At 69.8% G+C, this 13,487-nt stretch carries 14 protein-coding genes; 9 read left to right on the top strand and 5 right to left on the bottom strand.

From position 1 onward, the window contains the following. Positions 1-142: 142 nt before the first annotated feature. Positions 143-307, top strand: a complete 165-nt coding sequence (locus tag ACIGXM_RS31785; RefSeq protein WP_396567018.1) for a hypothetical protein — start codon at positions 143-145, stop codon at positions 305-307. Between the two features lie 278 nt (positions 308-585). Here the strand turns inward: ACIGXM_RS31785 and ACIGXM_RS31780 are convergent, their stop codons facing one another. Then, on the bottom strand, positions 586-1,101 hold the full coding sequence (locus ACIGXM_RS31780; protein ID WP_396567016.1) for a YceI family protein: 516 nt from the start codon (positions 1,099-1,101) through the stop codon (positions 586-588). A gap of 89 nt (positions 1,102-1,190) precedes the next feature. Between ACIGXM_RS31780 and ACIGXM_RS31775 the strand changes: the two genes are divergently transcribed. The 4 genes from ACIGXM_RS31775 (at position 1,191) to ACIGXM_RS31760 (ending at position 4,835) form a co-directional block, all read left to right on the top strand. Further along, positions 1,191-1,751: a MarR family winged helix-turn-helix transcriptional regulator gene (locus ACIGXM_RS31775; protein ID WP_396567014.1), complete on the top strand. Its 561-nt coding sequence runs from the start codon at positions 1,191-1,193 to the stop codon at positions 1,749-1,751. 626 nt (positions 1,752-2,377) lie between these two features. Then, positions 2,378-3,142 (top strand): CocE/NonD family hydrolase, encoded by a 765-nt coding sequence (locus tag ACIGXM_RS31770; RefSeq protein WP_396567012.1) that lies wholly within the window; start codon positions 2,378-2,380, stop codon positions 3,140-3,142. A gap of 248 nt (positions 3,143-3,390) precedes the next feature. Continuing rightward, a complete protein-coding gene (locus ACIGXM_RS31765) occupies positions 3,391-3,624 on the top strand; it encodes a hypothetical protein (RefSeq protein WP_396567010.1) in 234 nt (77 codons plus the stop codon). Between the two features lie 65 nt (positions 3,625-3,689). After that, positions 3,690-4,835, top strand: coding sequence for a hypothetical protein (locus ACIGXM_RS31760; RefSeq protein ID WP_396567008.1), 1,146 nt, complete (start codon positions 3,690-3,692; stop codon positions 4,833-4,835). A 527-nt stretch (positions 4,836-5,362) separates the two neighbouring features. Here the strand turns inward: ACIGXM_RS31760 and ACIGXM_RS31755 are convergent. From ACIGXM_RS31755 to ACIGXM_RS31745, 3 genes are all read right to left on the bottom strand, one after another. Continuing rightward, entirely contained in the window at positions 5,363-5,887 is a 525-nt protein-coding gene (locus ACIGXM_RS31755) for an ATP-binding protein (RefSeq protein ID WP_396567006.1), read from the bottom strand. A 290-nt stretch (positions 5,888-6,177) separates the two neighbouring features. Beyond that, positions 6,178-6,315, bottom strand: a complete 138-nt coding sequence (locus tag ACIGXM_RS31750; RefSeq protein WP_396567004.1) for a hypothetical protein — start codon at positions 6,313-6,315, stop codon at positions 6,178-6,180. Between the two features lie 15 nt (positions 6,316-6,330). Beyond that, positions 6,331-6,954 (bottom strand): hypothetical protein, encoded by a 624-nt coding sequence (locus ACIGXM_RS31745; RefSeq protein WP_396567002.1) that lies wholly within the window; start codon positions 6,952-6,954, stop codon positions 6,331-6,333. An 867-nt stretch (positions 6,955-7,821) separates the two neighbouring features. Here ACIGXM_RS31745 and ACIGXM_RS31740 point away from each other — a divergent pair. The 3 genes from ACIGXM_RS31740 to ACIGXM_RS31730 all read left to right on the top strand — a co-directional run bounded on the left by ACIGXM_RS31740 (position 7,822) and on the right by ACIGXM_RS31730 (position 10,545). Beyond that, on the top strand, positions 7,822-8,859 hold the full coding sequence (locus tag ACIGXM_RS31740) for an IPT/TIG domain-containing protein (protein WP_396567000.1): 1,038 nt from the start codon (positions 7,822-7,824) through the stop codon (positions 8,857-8,859). 528 nt (positions 8,860-9,387) lie between these two features. Continuing rightward, on the top strand, positions 9,388-9,810 hold the full coding sequence (locus ACIGXM_RS31735) for a hypothetical protein (RefSeq protein WP_396566998.1): 423 nt from the start codon (positions 9,388-9,390) through the stop codon (positions 9,808-9,810). Positions 9,811-10,098: 288 nt separating this feature from the next. After that, positions 10,099-10,545 carry a hypothetical protein gene (locus ACIGXM_RS31730; RefSeq protein ID WP_396566996.1) on the top strand — a complete coding sequence of 149 codons (447 nt, stop codon included), beginning with the start codon at positions 10,099-10,101 and terminating at the stop codon, positions 10,543-10,545. A 483-nt stretch (positions 10,546-11,028) separates the two neighbouring features. Here the strand turns inward: ACIGXM_RS31730 and ACIGXM_RS31725 are convergent, their stop codons facing one another. Further along, a complete protein-coding gene (locus ACIGXM_RS31725) occupies positions 11,029-11,766 on the bottom strand; it encodes a hypothetical protein (protein WP_396566995.1) in 738 nt (245 codons plus the stop codon). 631 nt (positions 11,767-12,397) lie between these two features. Between ACIGXM_RS31725 and ACIGXM_RS31720 the strand changes: the two genes are divergently transcribed. Continuing rightward, positions 12,398-13,225 (top strand): SURF1 family protein, encoded by an 828-nt coding sequence (locus tag ACIGXM_RS31720; RefSeq protein ID WP_396566993.1) that lies wholly within the window; start codon positions 12,398-12,400, stop codon positions 13,223-13,225. Positions 13,226-13,487 lie beyond the last annotated feature (262 nt).

Here is a 13,487-nt window from a genome sequence, read left to right as displayed (position 1 = left end):
CACAGCGACGAGACGATCGAGCATCGCGGGTTCCGGTCAACCATCCGCCCAGGTCGCAGTCTTGGTCGCCGGTCTCCGGCCGCGCCTGGCGCCAGCCCGGGGCCTACGGCTGCACGGGGCACCAGCGGCATCGTGATCTCTCGTGCTGCCGCGCCTGGCCCACCTCGCCGCGACCAACACGGTGGCGTTCCTGCGCCTACTGTCGATGGGCGACCGCGGGAAGGACATCGGGATCCGTGCGCCACGAACACACCTGGAGGCCGCGATGCGGAAGGTCGTGCCGCTGATCGTGGTGCCGCACCGGTGAGAGAGAGGTGGGCCCTCCGGGGCCGCCCAGCCGGACCTGCCCAGGTGCCTCGGCACCGACTGGAGGCTATGTGCCCGGCGGGCCTGCCACTCGCTGCGACAATGGATCACCGCATCATCGCAATACCGCTCGAACGTGATCTGCGGGAAGGTCCGCGCCGGCCCGGCCGGCGCCTCGGGCGTCGTCGGAGCCGCCGTCGTCGTGGGGCGGGCCCGGGCGTCGTGCCGCGGGCATCCGGCCCGGACGACGGCCGGGCCCTCGTCGGCGCGCCCGGCGTCTCAGTCGGAGACGCGCTGGAAGCGAAGGACAGCGTTCACCGTGGTCACGCCGCGCATCATTCCCGCCGGGTTCAAGGTCAGCCCGAACTCCTGGCGGTCCACGGTGAACTCGGTGGTCAGGGTGGCCGTGTCAGCGCCCGCCTCGGTGACGGTGGCGGTCAGCGCCAGTGGCCGGGTGGTGCCGCGCACGGTCAGGCTGCCGTTGACCTCGACGGCGGCGTCGCCGCGCGGGGTGACCTCGCGGACCTCGTAGACGATCTCCGGGAACTCCTCGACGGCGAGGAAGTCGGCCGAGCGCAGATGGGTGTCGCGCTTGGCGTTCTTGGTGTCGAGAGAGGCGGAGCCGACAGTGATGGTGCCGGTGGCGGTGCCGTCCGGACGGACCTCGCCACCGCCGGAGAGCGTGGTGAAGTGCCCCTTCACCGTGACCAATCCCCACATCGTCTTGTGCCGGATGGCGATGGTGGAACCCGCGCGATCCAGCTGGAAAGCGCCCGACTTCACGGCGGCGGTCATGGAGACTCCTAGGAGATCAGTGGTCCAAATTTGTACGACCTACGCTAACACGCACTCGTGCAAATTTGGACCACTGTTATCCTGGGCACATGCCCGACCGCATCGTCTCCGCCCGTTCCTCCCAGACCAGCGACGCCTCCGGCTGTCCGGCTTCGGACGGGGAGGGGTTGCTGCCGACGGAGCTGCGGACCTGGATGCGGGTGCTCGCCGCGGCGGGCGCCGTCGAGCAGCAGCTGCGCAAGCACGTGAAGGAGGCGATGGGGGTCTCGCACGACGAGTTCCTCATCCTGTGCCTGCTGGCCGACCAGCCGGGCAACACCCTGCGGATGACGCGGATCGCCGAGCTGCTCGGCCGCCCCAAGACCCGCCTCACCTATCAGGTGGCCTGCCTCCAGCACGCGAACCTGGTCGTACGCGAGTCCGTCTGCGGCGACCGGCGCGGTGTGGCCCTGACCCTCACGGACAAGGCTCGGCGGCTGCTCGCCGAGCACTCCTCCACCCTGGCCGAGACGATCGACCAGGCCCTGGCCGACTCCCTCGGCCCCGCGCACTGCGAGGCCCTTCGCAGCCTGCTCGCCCAGGCGTCCGTCGCGCCGGTCGCGACGCCGGACCCGCACTCCCGCACGGGCGATCCGAAGACGGTCAGCTGACATCCGTCCGGCGCCTTGGCCTGCCCGCGACCTGGCGGGTCTCCCTCGAGGCCAGGACCGAAACTCGATCAGCTCGGCCTTCTCGGTGAAGCCGATCGTCGAGCGCTCGCCCCGCTCCAGGTGTTCGAGCACACCCTTCGCCGATCGCTGGGGGTCGAACACGGGCGTCCACGGCCGCGGCGGGGGCAGCTCGCTCTCGCCGATCGTGAACGAGAGGTCGGGCAGGAAGTAGTGCCGGCGCAGGCCGGCGCGGTTGGCCACGGCGAAGTCCGTTCGCCCCTGACGCTTGTGACCGCGGTCCGGGTACGGGCCGGTCCGGCGGCACTCGATCACCCCGGCACCATGCCCGGAACATCGTCGAAAACACGTCAGAAGAGGGTCTGACGCCAGGTTCTCCGACGCATGTCGGCTGGGATCCAGGGGCTGTCCGGACACTCGTACCGCGGAAAGGGGCTCCTGACCTCGTTCGCCTCCCGTGTCCGCGTCAGTTCGGCTGACCGGAAGCCGGAGGGCCTCGCCCGGTCATGCCACATCACCTTCCATCCCAGTTGGGAGAGGACGCCCTTGTCGTCCGCGATAGTTTCATCATACGCTGAAACTAGTTTCCGCATGCAAGGAAATTAGGGATGGTGTCATGCGTGTGCTCGGGGAGGGGCGGGGCGTCCGACGGTGTCCGGATCTGCGTCGACGTGTACCTGCCCGACGGGGACGGCCCGTTCCCGGCGCTGTACGCGGTGGCGCCGTACCCGAAGGACCTGGTGCACCTGCCGGCGGTGCCGGTGTTCCGGTTCGTCGAGATCGGCCCGCTCGACTACTGGACCGGCCACGGCTACGCGGTCGTGGTCGGCGACCAGCGCGGCACCGGCAGGTCCGAGGGGGAGTTCGAGCTGTTCGGGCCCGCCGAGCAGTGCGACCTCTACGACACCATCGAGTGGATCGCCTCCCGGCCCTGGTCGACGGGGAAGGTCTCGATGATCGGGGAGAGTGCCTACAGCGTGAAGCGTCTGCAGCGAGAGGTCCGGTCCTTCATGCCCCACATCACCATCGACTACTCGCCGCACTTGACTCAGGTCTTCGACCGAAGGGCGTTTGTGAAGGACCTCCACCCGATGGTGCTCCAAGAGACAGGCTCCACCGGCGTGTGCAAGACCGTCTGTCGCCCGGCTGCCGAAACGTATGTGGGAGACGGGGACGATGGGCATGTGGGCTTCGTCCACGTGGACGTGGGGCTGCTGTCAGGGCGCCCGCACAGCCTGAAGATCCGGTTGTCCGAAGCGGTGCTGGCGTTGCTCGGCAAGCACCTGCGACCAGGGGAGGAGAAGGTGGTGATCTCCTCGGTGGAGGTGCGGGACCTGGCCGACGCCTATCGCTTGCGCCACTCGTGGGCGTAGAGCGTCCTGCTGACCGAGGAGCAACTGGCGGTGCCCGCCGGGCTGGGGCTCGACCGTGCGGGCGCCGAGCAAACACCCACCAGGTTCATGGCGTACAGGATGCTCACCAACACCCTCACGGCCATGGGATTCCCGACCGGACACCAGGTCTGGGACCGGATACGACTCGGCTGGGCCGCGGTCGGGCCGGAGACGCGGGCGGCGAGCGACGCCTTGTGTCAGCCTGCGGGCGGTGTCACCTGTGGGACGTGGCCAGCGAACGCAGCCGCACCCGCCGCACCCGCGGCGTCGCTGCCCAGTCCCTCCTCCTCGCCTTCCAGATCGCCCACGCCAACCAGCGCAAGCTCGCCAACTGGCTCGACACCCTCCAACTTGCCGACCAACCCGCCCGACGCCGCCGCCCCTCCAACCGCAACAAGCCCAAGAACGCGCGCCACTGGACCCCGAAGGGCTATCTGCCCGACACCCCGCATGGCGGGTGATCCACCCCACCCCCTGAACCCACCCTGACCAGCCTCATTGGGTCGACCTGGAGGCCACCGGAAGGGTGCGCGAGGAGCTGCGCCTGCTGGACCAGCGCAAGCTCTGGTGCCTGACCGCAGCCGGCCGCCGCGAAGCCGCCCGGCTCCTCCCGGCCGGGGCAAAGCTGTCCGCGCTGCGCCCCGAGCGGGACGGCCCGTCGACCACGTTCTTCGAGCACGTCCTGGACGTCGTCGCCACCGCCGGCCTCCTCGCCCACGCCGGCTTCGGTCACCTTCAGGCGTTCTCCACCGAGGTCGAGCACGCGATCCCGCACCGCCGCTCACTCTTCACCGGCCTCGTGCTGCGCGACCCCGGCGCCGACTTGCCGGTGCTCCTGGTCGGGGTCGACCGCGATAACGAGGGCGTCGGCACGCTCGTAGAGAAGCTCACCTCCTACCGCACCCGGTCCGACCTGCGGCTGTGGCCCACTGTCTACCCGGCCACCGGCCACGAGGGCTACCCGCCCGTCGCACTCGTCCTCACACCCGGCCGCAAGCGCCAGCGGCCCGGTGACAAGCCCCTCAGTGAGGAGGAGAAGGCCGCCAAGGCGGAGCGCGACCACACCCGGCTGATGGCCGGTCTGGACGAGGTGGAGTCCGGCTCGGCGGCGTACTGGTCCGCCCGCCGCCTGCCCGAGTGGAGGGGTGGCAACTACCACCAGGCGCTGCCCGTGGTCGCCGCCACTCTGCAGCTGCTGGAGGCCCACGGCGCCGACAGGCGGGTGTGGCGGCGCTTCGGCCGAGAAGGCCTGCACACTCTCACCGCTGCGCTCGACAACCCGGACGGCGACCGCCTCCTGGCCGTCGAACGCGAGCGGGCCCGTATCGCCCGACGGGCACGGGAGGCGGCCGAGGGCGAGGCGGGGCGCCCGGCCTGCCGGCGGTGCGGGGCGAAGTTCGACGATGACCGCTGGCAGCTGGTCCGACAGTACCCCGCGAGCGACGACCGGCTCTGCGACGACTGCCGCCAGGCCGATGCCGACCAGCGGGCGCGGGAGGCCGCCGAGCGCGAGCGAGCCGAAGCCGAGGCCACAGCTCCGCCAAGGCGAAGCGCACCGGCCCTTGGTGGCGTCGCTCCTGACCTGGCCTCACTCCCTGGCGCAGGCCGCTGCGCTGGGGAGTTTGGCCACCCCCGCCGACCTACGCTGGTGAGTTTCACCGGCCGGTGGTGAGTTTCGCCCTGGGGCGCTGGTGGGTTCCGGGTGTCGGTGCAGGTCGGCGGCCGGTGAGAACGGTCGGGGCCGGACTGTTCGGGTGGCGGCCAGGTTCGGCGGGATAGCGGGGCGGGCAGAGCCTGCGACATGACGACACCCTCCACCAGGCGCCGTCGGCACCGTCCGGCCGCGCCCACCGTCCCCGCACCGGATGGCCGCCGGCCCCGGTCCGGCCGGGCGGCGGGTGCTGCGGACCTGGTCGAGCGAGCATCTGACCCCGGGCGGGGTGGTCGTCCGCACGGCCTGGCATGAGCCGGCCTGTCCGGCCTGGACCCGGTGGTGACCATCGGCCCGGACACGGGCACGGGGTCGGTCCGGTGTGCCGAGACACGCTAGTTGTCACTGTCCGTGGAGCGTGGCCTGGGTGTTTGGTCGAGCTGGGAACAGGCTGGTCGGCACCGTTTGGCCGTCGTTGTTGTCACCTGCGGTGCTTGGTCGGTCTTGTTGTCACCGGCGTCGGGCAGACGCCAAAGCCACGCAGGCGCTCAACTCTTGACGGCCTCTGCGATCTGCAGTGCAGCCTGGGCGGGTGTGAGGTGTGTGGTGTCGACGACCTCGGCCTCGGCGTGCAGCCATGTGCGGGCCGCCTCGGCGTAGGGCTCGAGATACTTGAGGCGGAACGGGGAGTTGGGGCCAACAACAGTGTCCCCCGCGATGCGTCCGCGGAGGGCGTGCTGGTCGGCGTGGAGGACGAAGTGCCGTACCGGGATTTCATGTTGGGCGAGGCCCGTGCTGATCTCGCGCCAGTACTGCTCGACCAGGACGGTCATGGGCATCACCAGAGTGCCGCCGGTGTAGTCGAGCACGCGGCGGGCGGTCTCGACCACGAGCGGCCGCCACGGCGGCCAGTGCTGGAAGTTGTCCGTCACGGGTAGCCCCGGCGTGATGTCCATGAGTGTCTCGCCGACCTTCTCGGCGTCGAACACCCGTGAATCCGGGATCAGCTGCTGCACGAGTGCGCTGGTCGTCGTCTTGCCCGCCCCGTGGGTGCCGTTGAGCCATACGATCATGGGCCCGACGCTAGCGCTTTGCGGGCGGTGGGTACCGGCGCAGCAGCGATTCGGGACGGCTTCGGTACATTCCAGGGTGGCATCAACCACCACGATCAGGTGCCACCGACTCGAAGTGTCCTGTCGCGTTGAGCGTGTCTGTGGATCTTGTGCTGAGCTGTGGGGCTGCCAGGTCGGGTGAGAACCCTCGGCGCGGGATTGAGAAAGCACCGGAGGCCGCCACCACGGGGGCGGCGGCCCCCCGCGTTCTCTGGCCTTCGCAGCGAGCAGGGGCAACGGCCCCGTGGCCCCTACCGGGGCCGGGGCGGACGCAGCCTGGCCCTGTCGGCCAGCTGCAGCAGCACGGCGTGCTCCTGGGGCTGGACGAGCAGGTGACGGCCGGTGGTCGGAACGTGGCGGGCGAAGTGGGCAGCGGCGCGCTGGAACATAGCCCGTCAATACTGCTACGGGCAGATGAAGTAGTGGCCGCTGGCCTGGTTTGGACTGTCGTTGCCGTTCAAGGGCGTGAGGTACACCGTCTTGTCGGAGACTGGCAGTTCGATCGACGTGTTGAAGTTCTCGCTGAAGTCGACCGTCTGCACCTGGGTCTCAAGTCCCACGTTGCCGCTGCAGTGGTTGATGTCCTCGCTGTAGCCCATGCTGGGGGCATGGAAGTAGTTGCGCTGGTAGAGCCCCGCGCAGGGGCCAGCACCGTGGCCGCACTGTGCATAGGTGTGCGCGTTCAGCGGCCAGGACGTGCCCGGCCCGAAGAGGCCAAAGTCCACGGTTGCATTCGCGCACTGCACGATGATGCCGTCCTGGATGTTCTGGCAGTACGCCTCCACCTGTGCTTCAGCCCAGTACTGGCCCTGGACCCCTTCCGGGTCGAGCCCCGTGACGATGTCCGCGCAGACCACGCCCTCCACGGTTCCGTCGTTGCCGATCACGGTGCACTGGTGTGCGAAGCCGCCCTGGCTCGCGTACAGGATCGGCGGGAGTGATGCCGCGTCGGCGGGGCCGGCAAGGCCCAGGAAGGCCATGAGGACGGCGGCTACTGGTACGGCGAGGTAGGGCACGAGACGCTTCATCAGTCCTCCATGTTGAGGGTGATGGTGCCTAGGTGTTCGGGACACCGGCCAAGCCTATCGGGATTTCACAAGGGTGTAGCTCTGCCGTAGGGAGATCGTTGGTCATGCCGTAAGCCAGGTGCCGTGGCCATGTATCGCGCTCAGGCTGGCCAGGAAGCGCGAAAACTCTGGCCACCAACCCTGGAAAGTGGCCATCTACCGTGCAAAGTCACATGTCCCAGCACATCCGGGTGGGTTGCTACTGCGGGTTGCTTCTGCCGGTTGCTACTGGGCGTTGCTTCTCGGGGTTGCTACTCGCGGTTGCGCCAGCCCCTGCCGTCGGAGAGACCGTTTCCGCAGTTCAGAGCCCGTTTGTCCATAGGTCGGCGACAGTCGACTACTTCTCCCTGGCCCCTTGCGGCCGCGGTGCCGGGACAAGCCCAGGCGCTGGAGCCGTGCCGGACGAAGAGCAGAGGAAGAGCTGGAGAGGAATGGGCGCGCAGAGCAGGAGCGGAGACGAGATTCCCGGCAACCTGATGCTGCGCGCCGACGGCGTTGGTGGTTGTCCGCTGCGCGGCGGTCCGGCGGCCCCGCTTCGCGGAGCCACCGGCCAGGAGGGAACAGCGAGGCGAGAGGAAGGGCGGGGGAGAAGAACGGGGCACCGGGGCCGGGTAGGGTCGCCGGATGCACGACCAGCACCAACCGCACCGACCACACCACCGCAGCCGGCCCGGGCGCGGGTTGGCGGCCTTTCGCGGGGTGGACGAACCGCATGGCTTCCCGTTGGCCGAAAGTGTTGGTTTGGCAAGGGCGTTGGGCGATCTCGGCATGATCTGACGTCTCGTCGGGCTATAACCGTACTTCCGACTTGCGTCATGGGGGGAAACCATGAAGATCGCACGTACGCTTGCGTGTTCGCTGCTCGTCCTGGCCAGCGCCGTGGCCACCGCGTTACCCGCCGCTGCCGCTCCACCCGCCGGCGAGGACGAGGCGGTCCAGCTCGAGGTCGAGGGCATGGTGCCGGGCTCCACCAGCCTGGTCAACGTCGAGTGGAGCCCGAGCGGCACTGCCGCCACCAACGGCCCGACCCAGATCACCCTGGACGTGCCGACCGGGTTCAAGGTCCTGAGCACCCAGATGTACTCGTGGCCGGGCGACTACACGTGGAGCTCCGCGATCTCGCCCGACGGCCAGCACCTCACCGCCACCTACGTCGGCACCCGCGACCAGGGCTTGCTGACGTACATGGCCGTGTATGTGTCCACCCCGACCACGGTGCCGCTCGGGGTGTTCACCGCGACCGTTTCGCACCGGGACGACACCAACCCGGCCAACAACGTCGCCAGCGAAACCACCACGCACGCCCAGGTGACGCCGGTGATCCCGCCCGCGCCGAAGGTCAGGTGGGTGGACGGGTTCTTCGGCCCGGGCGCCGGCGGCACCCCGGTGACCATCACCGGCGAGCACCTGACCGACGCCATGGTGCTCTTCGGCGACACCCCGGCCGCCAGTGCCTCGTGCACCGACACCAAGTGCACCGCGACCACCCCGGGCGGCCTCGGCGTGGTACCGGTCAGCGTGGTCACCCCCGGCGGCACGGTGAACGACGCCGGCCTCTTCGGCTACTACGGCCCGCCGCCCGCGGCACCGGCCCCGGTCTTCGGCGCTTTCTACATCCCCGGCAGCATGAATCCCAGCGGCCCCCTGTGGAGCGGCCCCGCGGGCGACAGGGTCTGGCTGACGGGCAACAACCTGACCGGCGGGCGGGTGTTCTTCGGGGACGTGCCCGGGATCGACAGCTCCTGCGGCCCGTCCTTCTGCACCGTCACCTCCCCTCCCGGCACCGGCACGGTCGACGTCAGGGTGGCCACCTTCGGCGGGATCAGCCCAGTGACGAGCTGGGACAAGTACACCTACACCGGCTGAGGTCGGCACCGAGCGCGCGCCGCAGGCCCAGGACCGAACCCGGCCCCTGGCCGACGGGCGTTGTGGGACCGGACGGTCGCAGTGCTCGCGGCCGCCGGCATCGACGCCGTCCAGGCCGGGGACGGCCGGCCCGGCGTCGCCCTGGAGCTGGGCCCGCGCGGACTGGCGGTCGCGGTGGATCCAGGAGATCTCGACCAGGTCGTTCCAGCCGGGCAAGCGGACCCAGATCTGGCGCAGGTCGTGGGGGTTGTGGTGGATCTCCCATCGGCCGCCACGTGCGGCGATGGGGGAGGGTTGGTCGCGGCAGGGGCCGAGGAGGTCGTGGTCGTAGGTGCGCTGGCCCAGACGGATGCCGTGGTCGTTGATGGCGAGCCAGCGCACCGGCAGCAGCTCCAGGTAGTCCCGCCTGGTCAACGGGACCGCCACGTACCCGCAGACGGCGGTCAGCGCGCCCCACATCTCATTCGGCGTCAGCCGGGTCCTGGGCAGCACGGGGTGGCGCAGCCCGTTGTGGGGGCGGTGGTGCCAGTGGACGAGCCATTCGTCGAGGAGGTCCTGCAACTGCCCGACGCTGTAGCAGGCGTGCTGTTCGACGTCGCGGCCGCGCTCCATGACACCGGGATCTCCCTGCTCCCCAAGGCCCCCATTCCGACCCGGGTGCCGAACACCTCCGGGGTCTTGATCACCCGGATCGACCTCGCCGCCACGCAGACCGTGCTCCAACGCGCCATCATGAAAGCGGACATCAGTCGCGCCGCCGGCAACGCCTCGGTCAGTGCTGTCTCCTACAACTGGGACGACGCCCGCGCCCGGCGGGATGCCTGGCGCGCCGACGACCTGGAGTCCCAGCGCCGCCAGGCCGCCGCCGCCCGCGCCTTCGTCGAGCGCCCTGGCGTCAGCACGCTGGTCAATCCCTGTCCGCCGCTCGGGTCGCTCATCTATCCGTCCTGACATGGTCATTGACGGTTTCATCAGTTCGCTGACCCGGCGACATCGCCTTCGCTGACCACCACCACGCGGCCCACGGCAACTTCCGCAACTGGGCCAGTCTGACCGCCCACACTCACACAGCCCTCCAGCGCACCGGCCGCACCCGCGTCGACCAGGAGGTACTCCGATGGGCCTCCAGCCGCCTCGGCCCGACCGGCTGACCGGCACCGCCCACTGAGCGCTCGGACGGCCTTGGAAATCGAACGAGGGCGCTTAAATTGAAGCGCCCTCGTTCGATTTGTTGCCCAGGTGCCGGGCCGCTCCGAGTGCCTGTCCCAGGTGGTGGCGCTTTGGCTGCCCCGGCCGGCATTCCCTCACCGAGGCGCTGGACAACCCCTCCACCCGCGTCGCCTACGCGCCGGCGCCAGGTGGCACGTCGCCGAGCAGAACGTCGACTACTGGGCGTGGGATCCGCAGCTGAGCCTGCTGGGAAACACCGGCGCGAACAACAGATGGGCCCCCACCGCGGCCCGGGGCGGCGACGGCCGCCTGGAGGACTTCGTCATCGCCACCGACCGCAGCCTCTACGTCTGCGCGCAGAAGAAGGTCAACGTCTCCGACTTCGCCGACGCCGCCCAGCTGGGCGGCAACCTCCTCGGCCTGCCCGTGCCGGCGAAGTTCCACGACAACCGCATCGTGGTCTTCCACCGCGGCTCCGACAACGCCATCTGGGCCTTCCAACAGGTCTTCGCCTAGAACCCCCGCCTGCACCGCAGGCCCCAGACCGCCGCGGCGACCGTGCAACCGCCCGGTCGCCGCGACGCCCCGACAAGCGGTCGCTCGAACGTCGGACCGCGATCAGATCGCCGGGAACGGCTCGACACCCAACTCGGCCAGGCGCTCGCGCTGTGCTGAGGACCCGCCAGACGATGTGCCGGCGTTGGCGCTCCAGCCAGCGGCCGGCCCAGTCCCGTGGCGAGCCATCGAGGGTCGGGGGTGAGGGGGCGGGGCGATCCGGCGGCCCGAGACCGAGGCCGCGGCGAAGGCCGCCGCAGGAGCGAAGCTCGCGGGCCCCTGGTGGCGCCGCTCCTGACCCGGCGCCGGCCGGGCCTGCTCTCCCGTAGCGGCCGGGCCGTGTCCGACAGCGGTTCTGGACGACGGCTGGGGTGGGTGGGGTTGCGCGCGGGCCGTCCCCTGGTGGGGAACGGCCGGTGGCTGGGGGGTCGGTGAAGTCTGCGCTCAGCCCAGTTGCTGGGCGTTCAGGCTCGTGAGGTGTTCGTGGGCGGGGCTTTCCTTCGCGTAGAGGACCTGGATGTCGAGGGCGAGGTCGGTACCGGGGTCGATGGTGTGTCCGCCGCCCGCCGGGGAGCCGAGCAGGACACTGCCCTCAGTGCCGTCCCGCAGGATCTGGCCCCAGAACACATCGGTGAACCCCTTGTACAGGGCAGTCCCCTCGGGCAGGTCACCGAAGCCGAGCGCCCACTTCACGACGCGCGTCTCGGCGGCACGCACCGTGATCCGGTAGGAGTAGATCCACTTCTGGGTCTCCCAGTCCTGCCACTTGCTCAGGAAAGACTGCTCGACGATCAGGTTCCCCAGGAAGGGAGCCGCCAGCGCCGACTGCGGCTGGTCGTTCCAGCTGCCGTTCGGACTGTCGGCCATCGCGATCCGCGCCAGGTTCGCGATCGAGGACCTGCGGTCCACCGGCAACGAATGCCCCCGCTGGTCAGCGGCAGAGAACAGCGCGTTGTCCTCGTCGGTACGGTTGACGACGCTGCTCACCCCGTCGCCGCTGTGGTCGAAGCCGTACACGGAGAAGTCGTTGACGGACGTGCCGACCGGGATGACCAGGATCTTGTCACCGACTCCCGGGGCCTGGCCGATGTTGAAGTTGGTGGCGCGGTAGAGGCCGAAGCTTCCCTCGGGGCACGCCTCTTCTCCCTGGCCGTAGATCAGCTGCGCTTGCTCGTTGCTCACCGTGGCTGCCTTCTTCCTGTTGACGACTGATGGGCCCTGACAGGAGTGGTTGGACCCCTGCATCCGCTGAATTCCTTCGGGCCGTTGGCGTAAGACCGGTGCCTGGCGACCCGAGACGCGGCCACGGAAACCCCATCGATACTCTGAGTGAATGTAGCATCACCATTTGTAGTCGAAGCTTTGCGTCGCGTGGTCACTTCGCTTCCGCTTGGCCGGTTCCAACGGCTCAGTTGACGCAGATGAGTCACCCGAGCACGGCGCTATGCGTGGCGGACGGGCGCTTCGCAGCCCGGGGCCCCCGGTCCGGTGACCGCCCGACCAGACCGCTGCGAAACCGACGCCACGATGCCGTTCTCGGACGAGCGGTGGGCCGGGCGCGAGCGGGCCGCCGCCCGGGGCGATGACGGGCTGTGCGCCGGCTGCGCCCCGGGGCGGCGTCGAACAAGGCGGTCCGGCAGGCGTTGCGCGATCTCGCGCTGCACGGCCTGGTCGCCTCTGACGGCAACACCAAGGACCGGCAAAGACGCTGACCTGCCTGGCTGATGCCGAACCGAGCGCTTGAGGGCTCGAACCGAGGGGCGGGTTCGAGGCCGGTTCGGGGCGGCGGGTCGAGGGGAGATACCGTCACCTGGTGCTGTTCCGTATTCTCCTGACCCGGCGCTGGCTGGTCCTGACCCTCGTCTTTTTCGCGATCACCCCGGCGATGGTCCTGCTCGGACGATGGCAGTACCACCGCTATGAGCAGACCAACCGGCAGAACGCCGTGACCGCCGCCGCGATGAAGGCGCCGCCGGTCGCGATGGACGTCATCTCGCACCCCGGCCGGACCGTGCCTAGCACGCAGACGTACCGCCCGGTCACCGCGACGGGGCGCTACGACCCGTCGGACGAGTTCGTGATCCGCCATCGCACCGCGGCGGACGGCGACACGGTCGGCTACTACGTGATCACCCCGCTGGTCACCGACGCGGGCAACCTGGTGCTGGTCAACCGCGGTTGGGTCAGCTCGGGCGCGGACGCCACCGTCTACCCGACGGTGCCGCCGGCCCCCTCCGGCGAGCTGACCGTGACCGGCCGGCTGCGGCCCGACGAGACCTTCAAGACCACCGGGATCCGCGAGCCCGCCGGCCTGCCGGACCGGATGTTCATGCGGATCGACAGCGGCGTGCAGGCCGCGCGGCTGAAGCGGCCGGTCGTCGCGGGCTACCTGGAACTGGTCTCCACCAGCCCCACCCCACCGGCCGCCGACGAGGCCGAGCTCGTGCCGGCCCCCAACGTCACCACCACCAACGACGACGCGGTGGTCGGCCAGGGCGTCCACCTGCCCTACGCGATCCAGTGGTGGCTGTTCGCCGCGCTGATCCCGACCGGTTGGGTCGTCCTGCTCCGCCGCGACCTCCGCGAGGCCCGCGAGCAGCAGGCCCCCGTCCCGGCCGCTGACTTCGGCGCTTCGGGGTGATGGATCGGCGCGTTCTACTGGCGGACCGTCGCAGTGACCGGCGCAGCCGTTCCCAAGATCTGCCACTGCCGTCACCTTCAAGCGCCGAGGTCAGTAGCTTGGCTCTGTCGGTGATCTTGGGGATTCCCTGGCTGGGTAGCGTGATCAGTGGGCAGGCTCGTGGCTGTGGTGCAGGCCGACCTGGTGGTGAGGTACGCGTTGTCCGTTCGTCCCCGTTCCCGTGAGCAGGTTCCCGCTTCGACTGTGCGGGTCGCACGGGCGA

It is taken from the genome of Kitasatospora sp. NPDC052896, assembly GCF_044547075.1.
Classification (GTDB): domain Bacteria; phylum Actinomycetota; class Actinomycetes; order Streptomycetales; family Streptomycetaceae; genus Kitasatospora.
The sequence above is the reverse complement of the archived record's forward strand: the minus strand, read 5'-3'. Positions and strand labels throughout refer to the sequence as shown.

Excerpts from the sequence above, each read along its gene's own strand:
- ACIGXM_RS31780 (WP_396567016.1), bottom strand. The coding sequence starts at position 1,101 with ATGACCGCCGCCGTGAAGTCGGGCGCTTTCCAGCTGGATCGCGCGGGT.
- ACIGXM_RS31775 (WP_396567014.1), top strand. The coding sequence starts at position 1,191 with ATGCCCGACCGCATCGTCTCCGCCCGTTCCTCCCAGACCAGCGACGCC.
- ACIGXM_RS31770 (WP_396567012.1), top strand. The coding sequence starts at position 2,378 with ATGGTGTCATGCGTGTGCTCGGGGAGGGGCGGGGCGTCCGACGGTGTC.
- ACIGXM_RS31755 (WP_396567006.1), bottom strand. The coding sequence starts at position 5,887 with ATGATCGTATGGCTCAACGGCACCCACGGGGCGGGCAAGACGACGACC.
- ACIGXM_RS31750 (WP_396567004.1), bottom strand. The coding sequence starts at position 6,315 with ATGTTCCAGCGCGCCGCTGCCCACTTCGCCCGCCACGTTCCGACCACC.
- ACIGXM_RS31745 (WP_396567002.1), bottom strand. The coding sequence starts at position 6,954 with ATGAAGCGTCTCGTGCCCTACCTCGCCGTACCAGTAGCCGCCGTCCTC.
- ACIGXM_RS31740 (WP_396567000.1), top strand. The coding sequence starts at position 7,822 with ATGAAGATCGCACGTACGCTTGCGTGTTCGCTGCTCGTCCTGGCCAGC.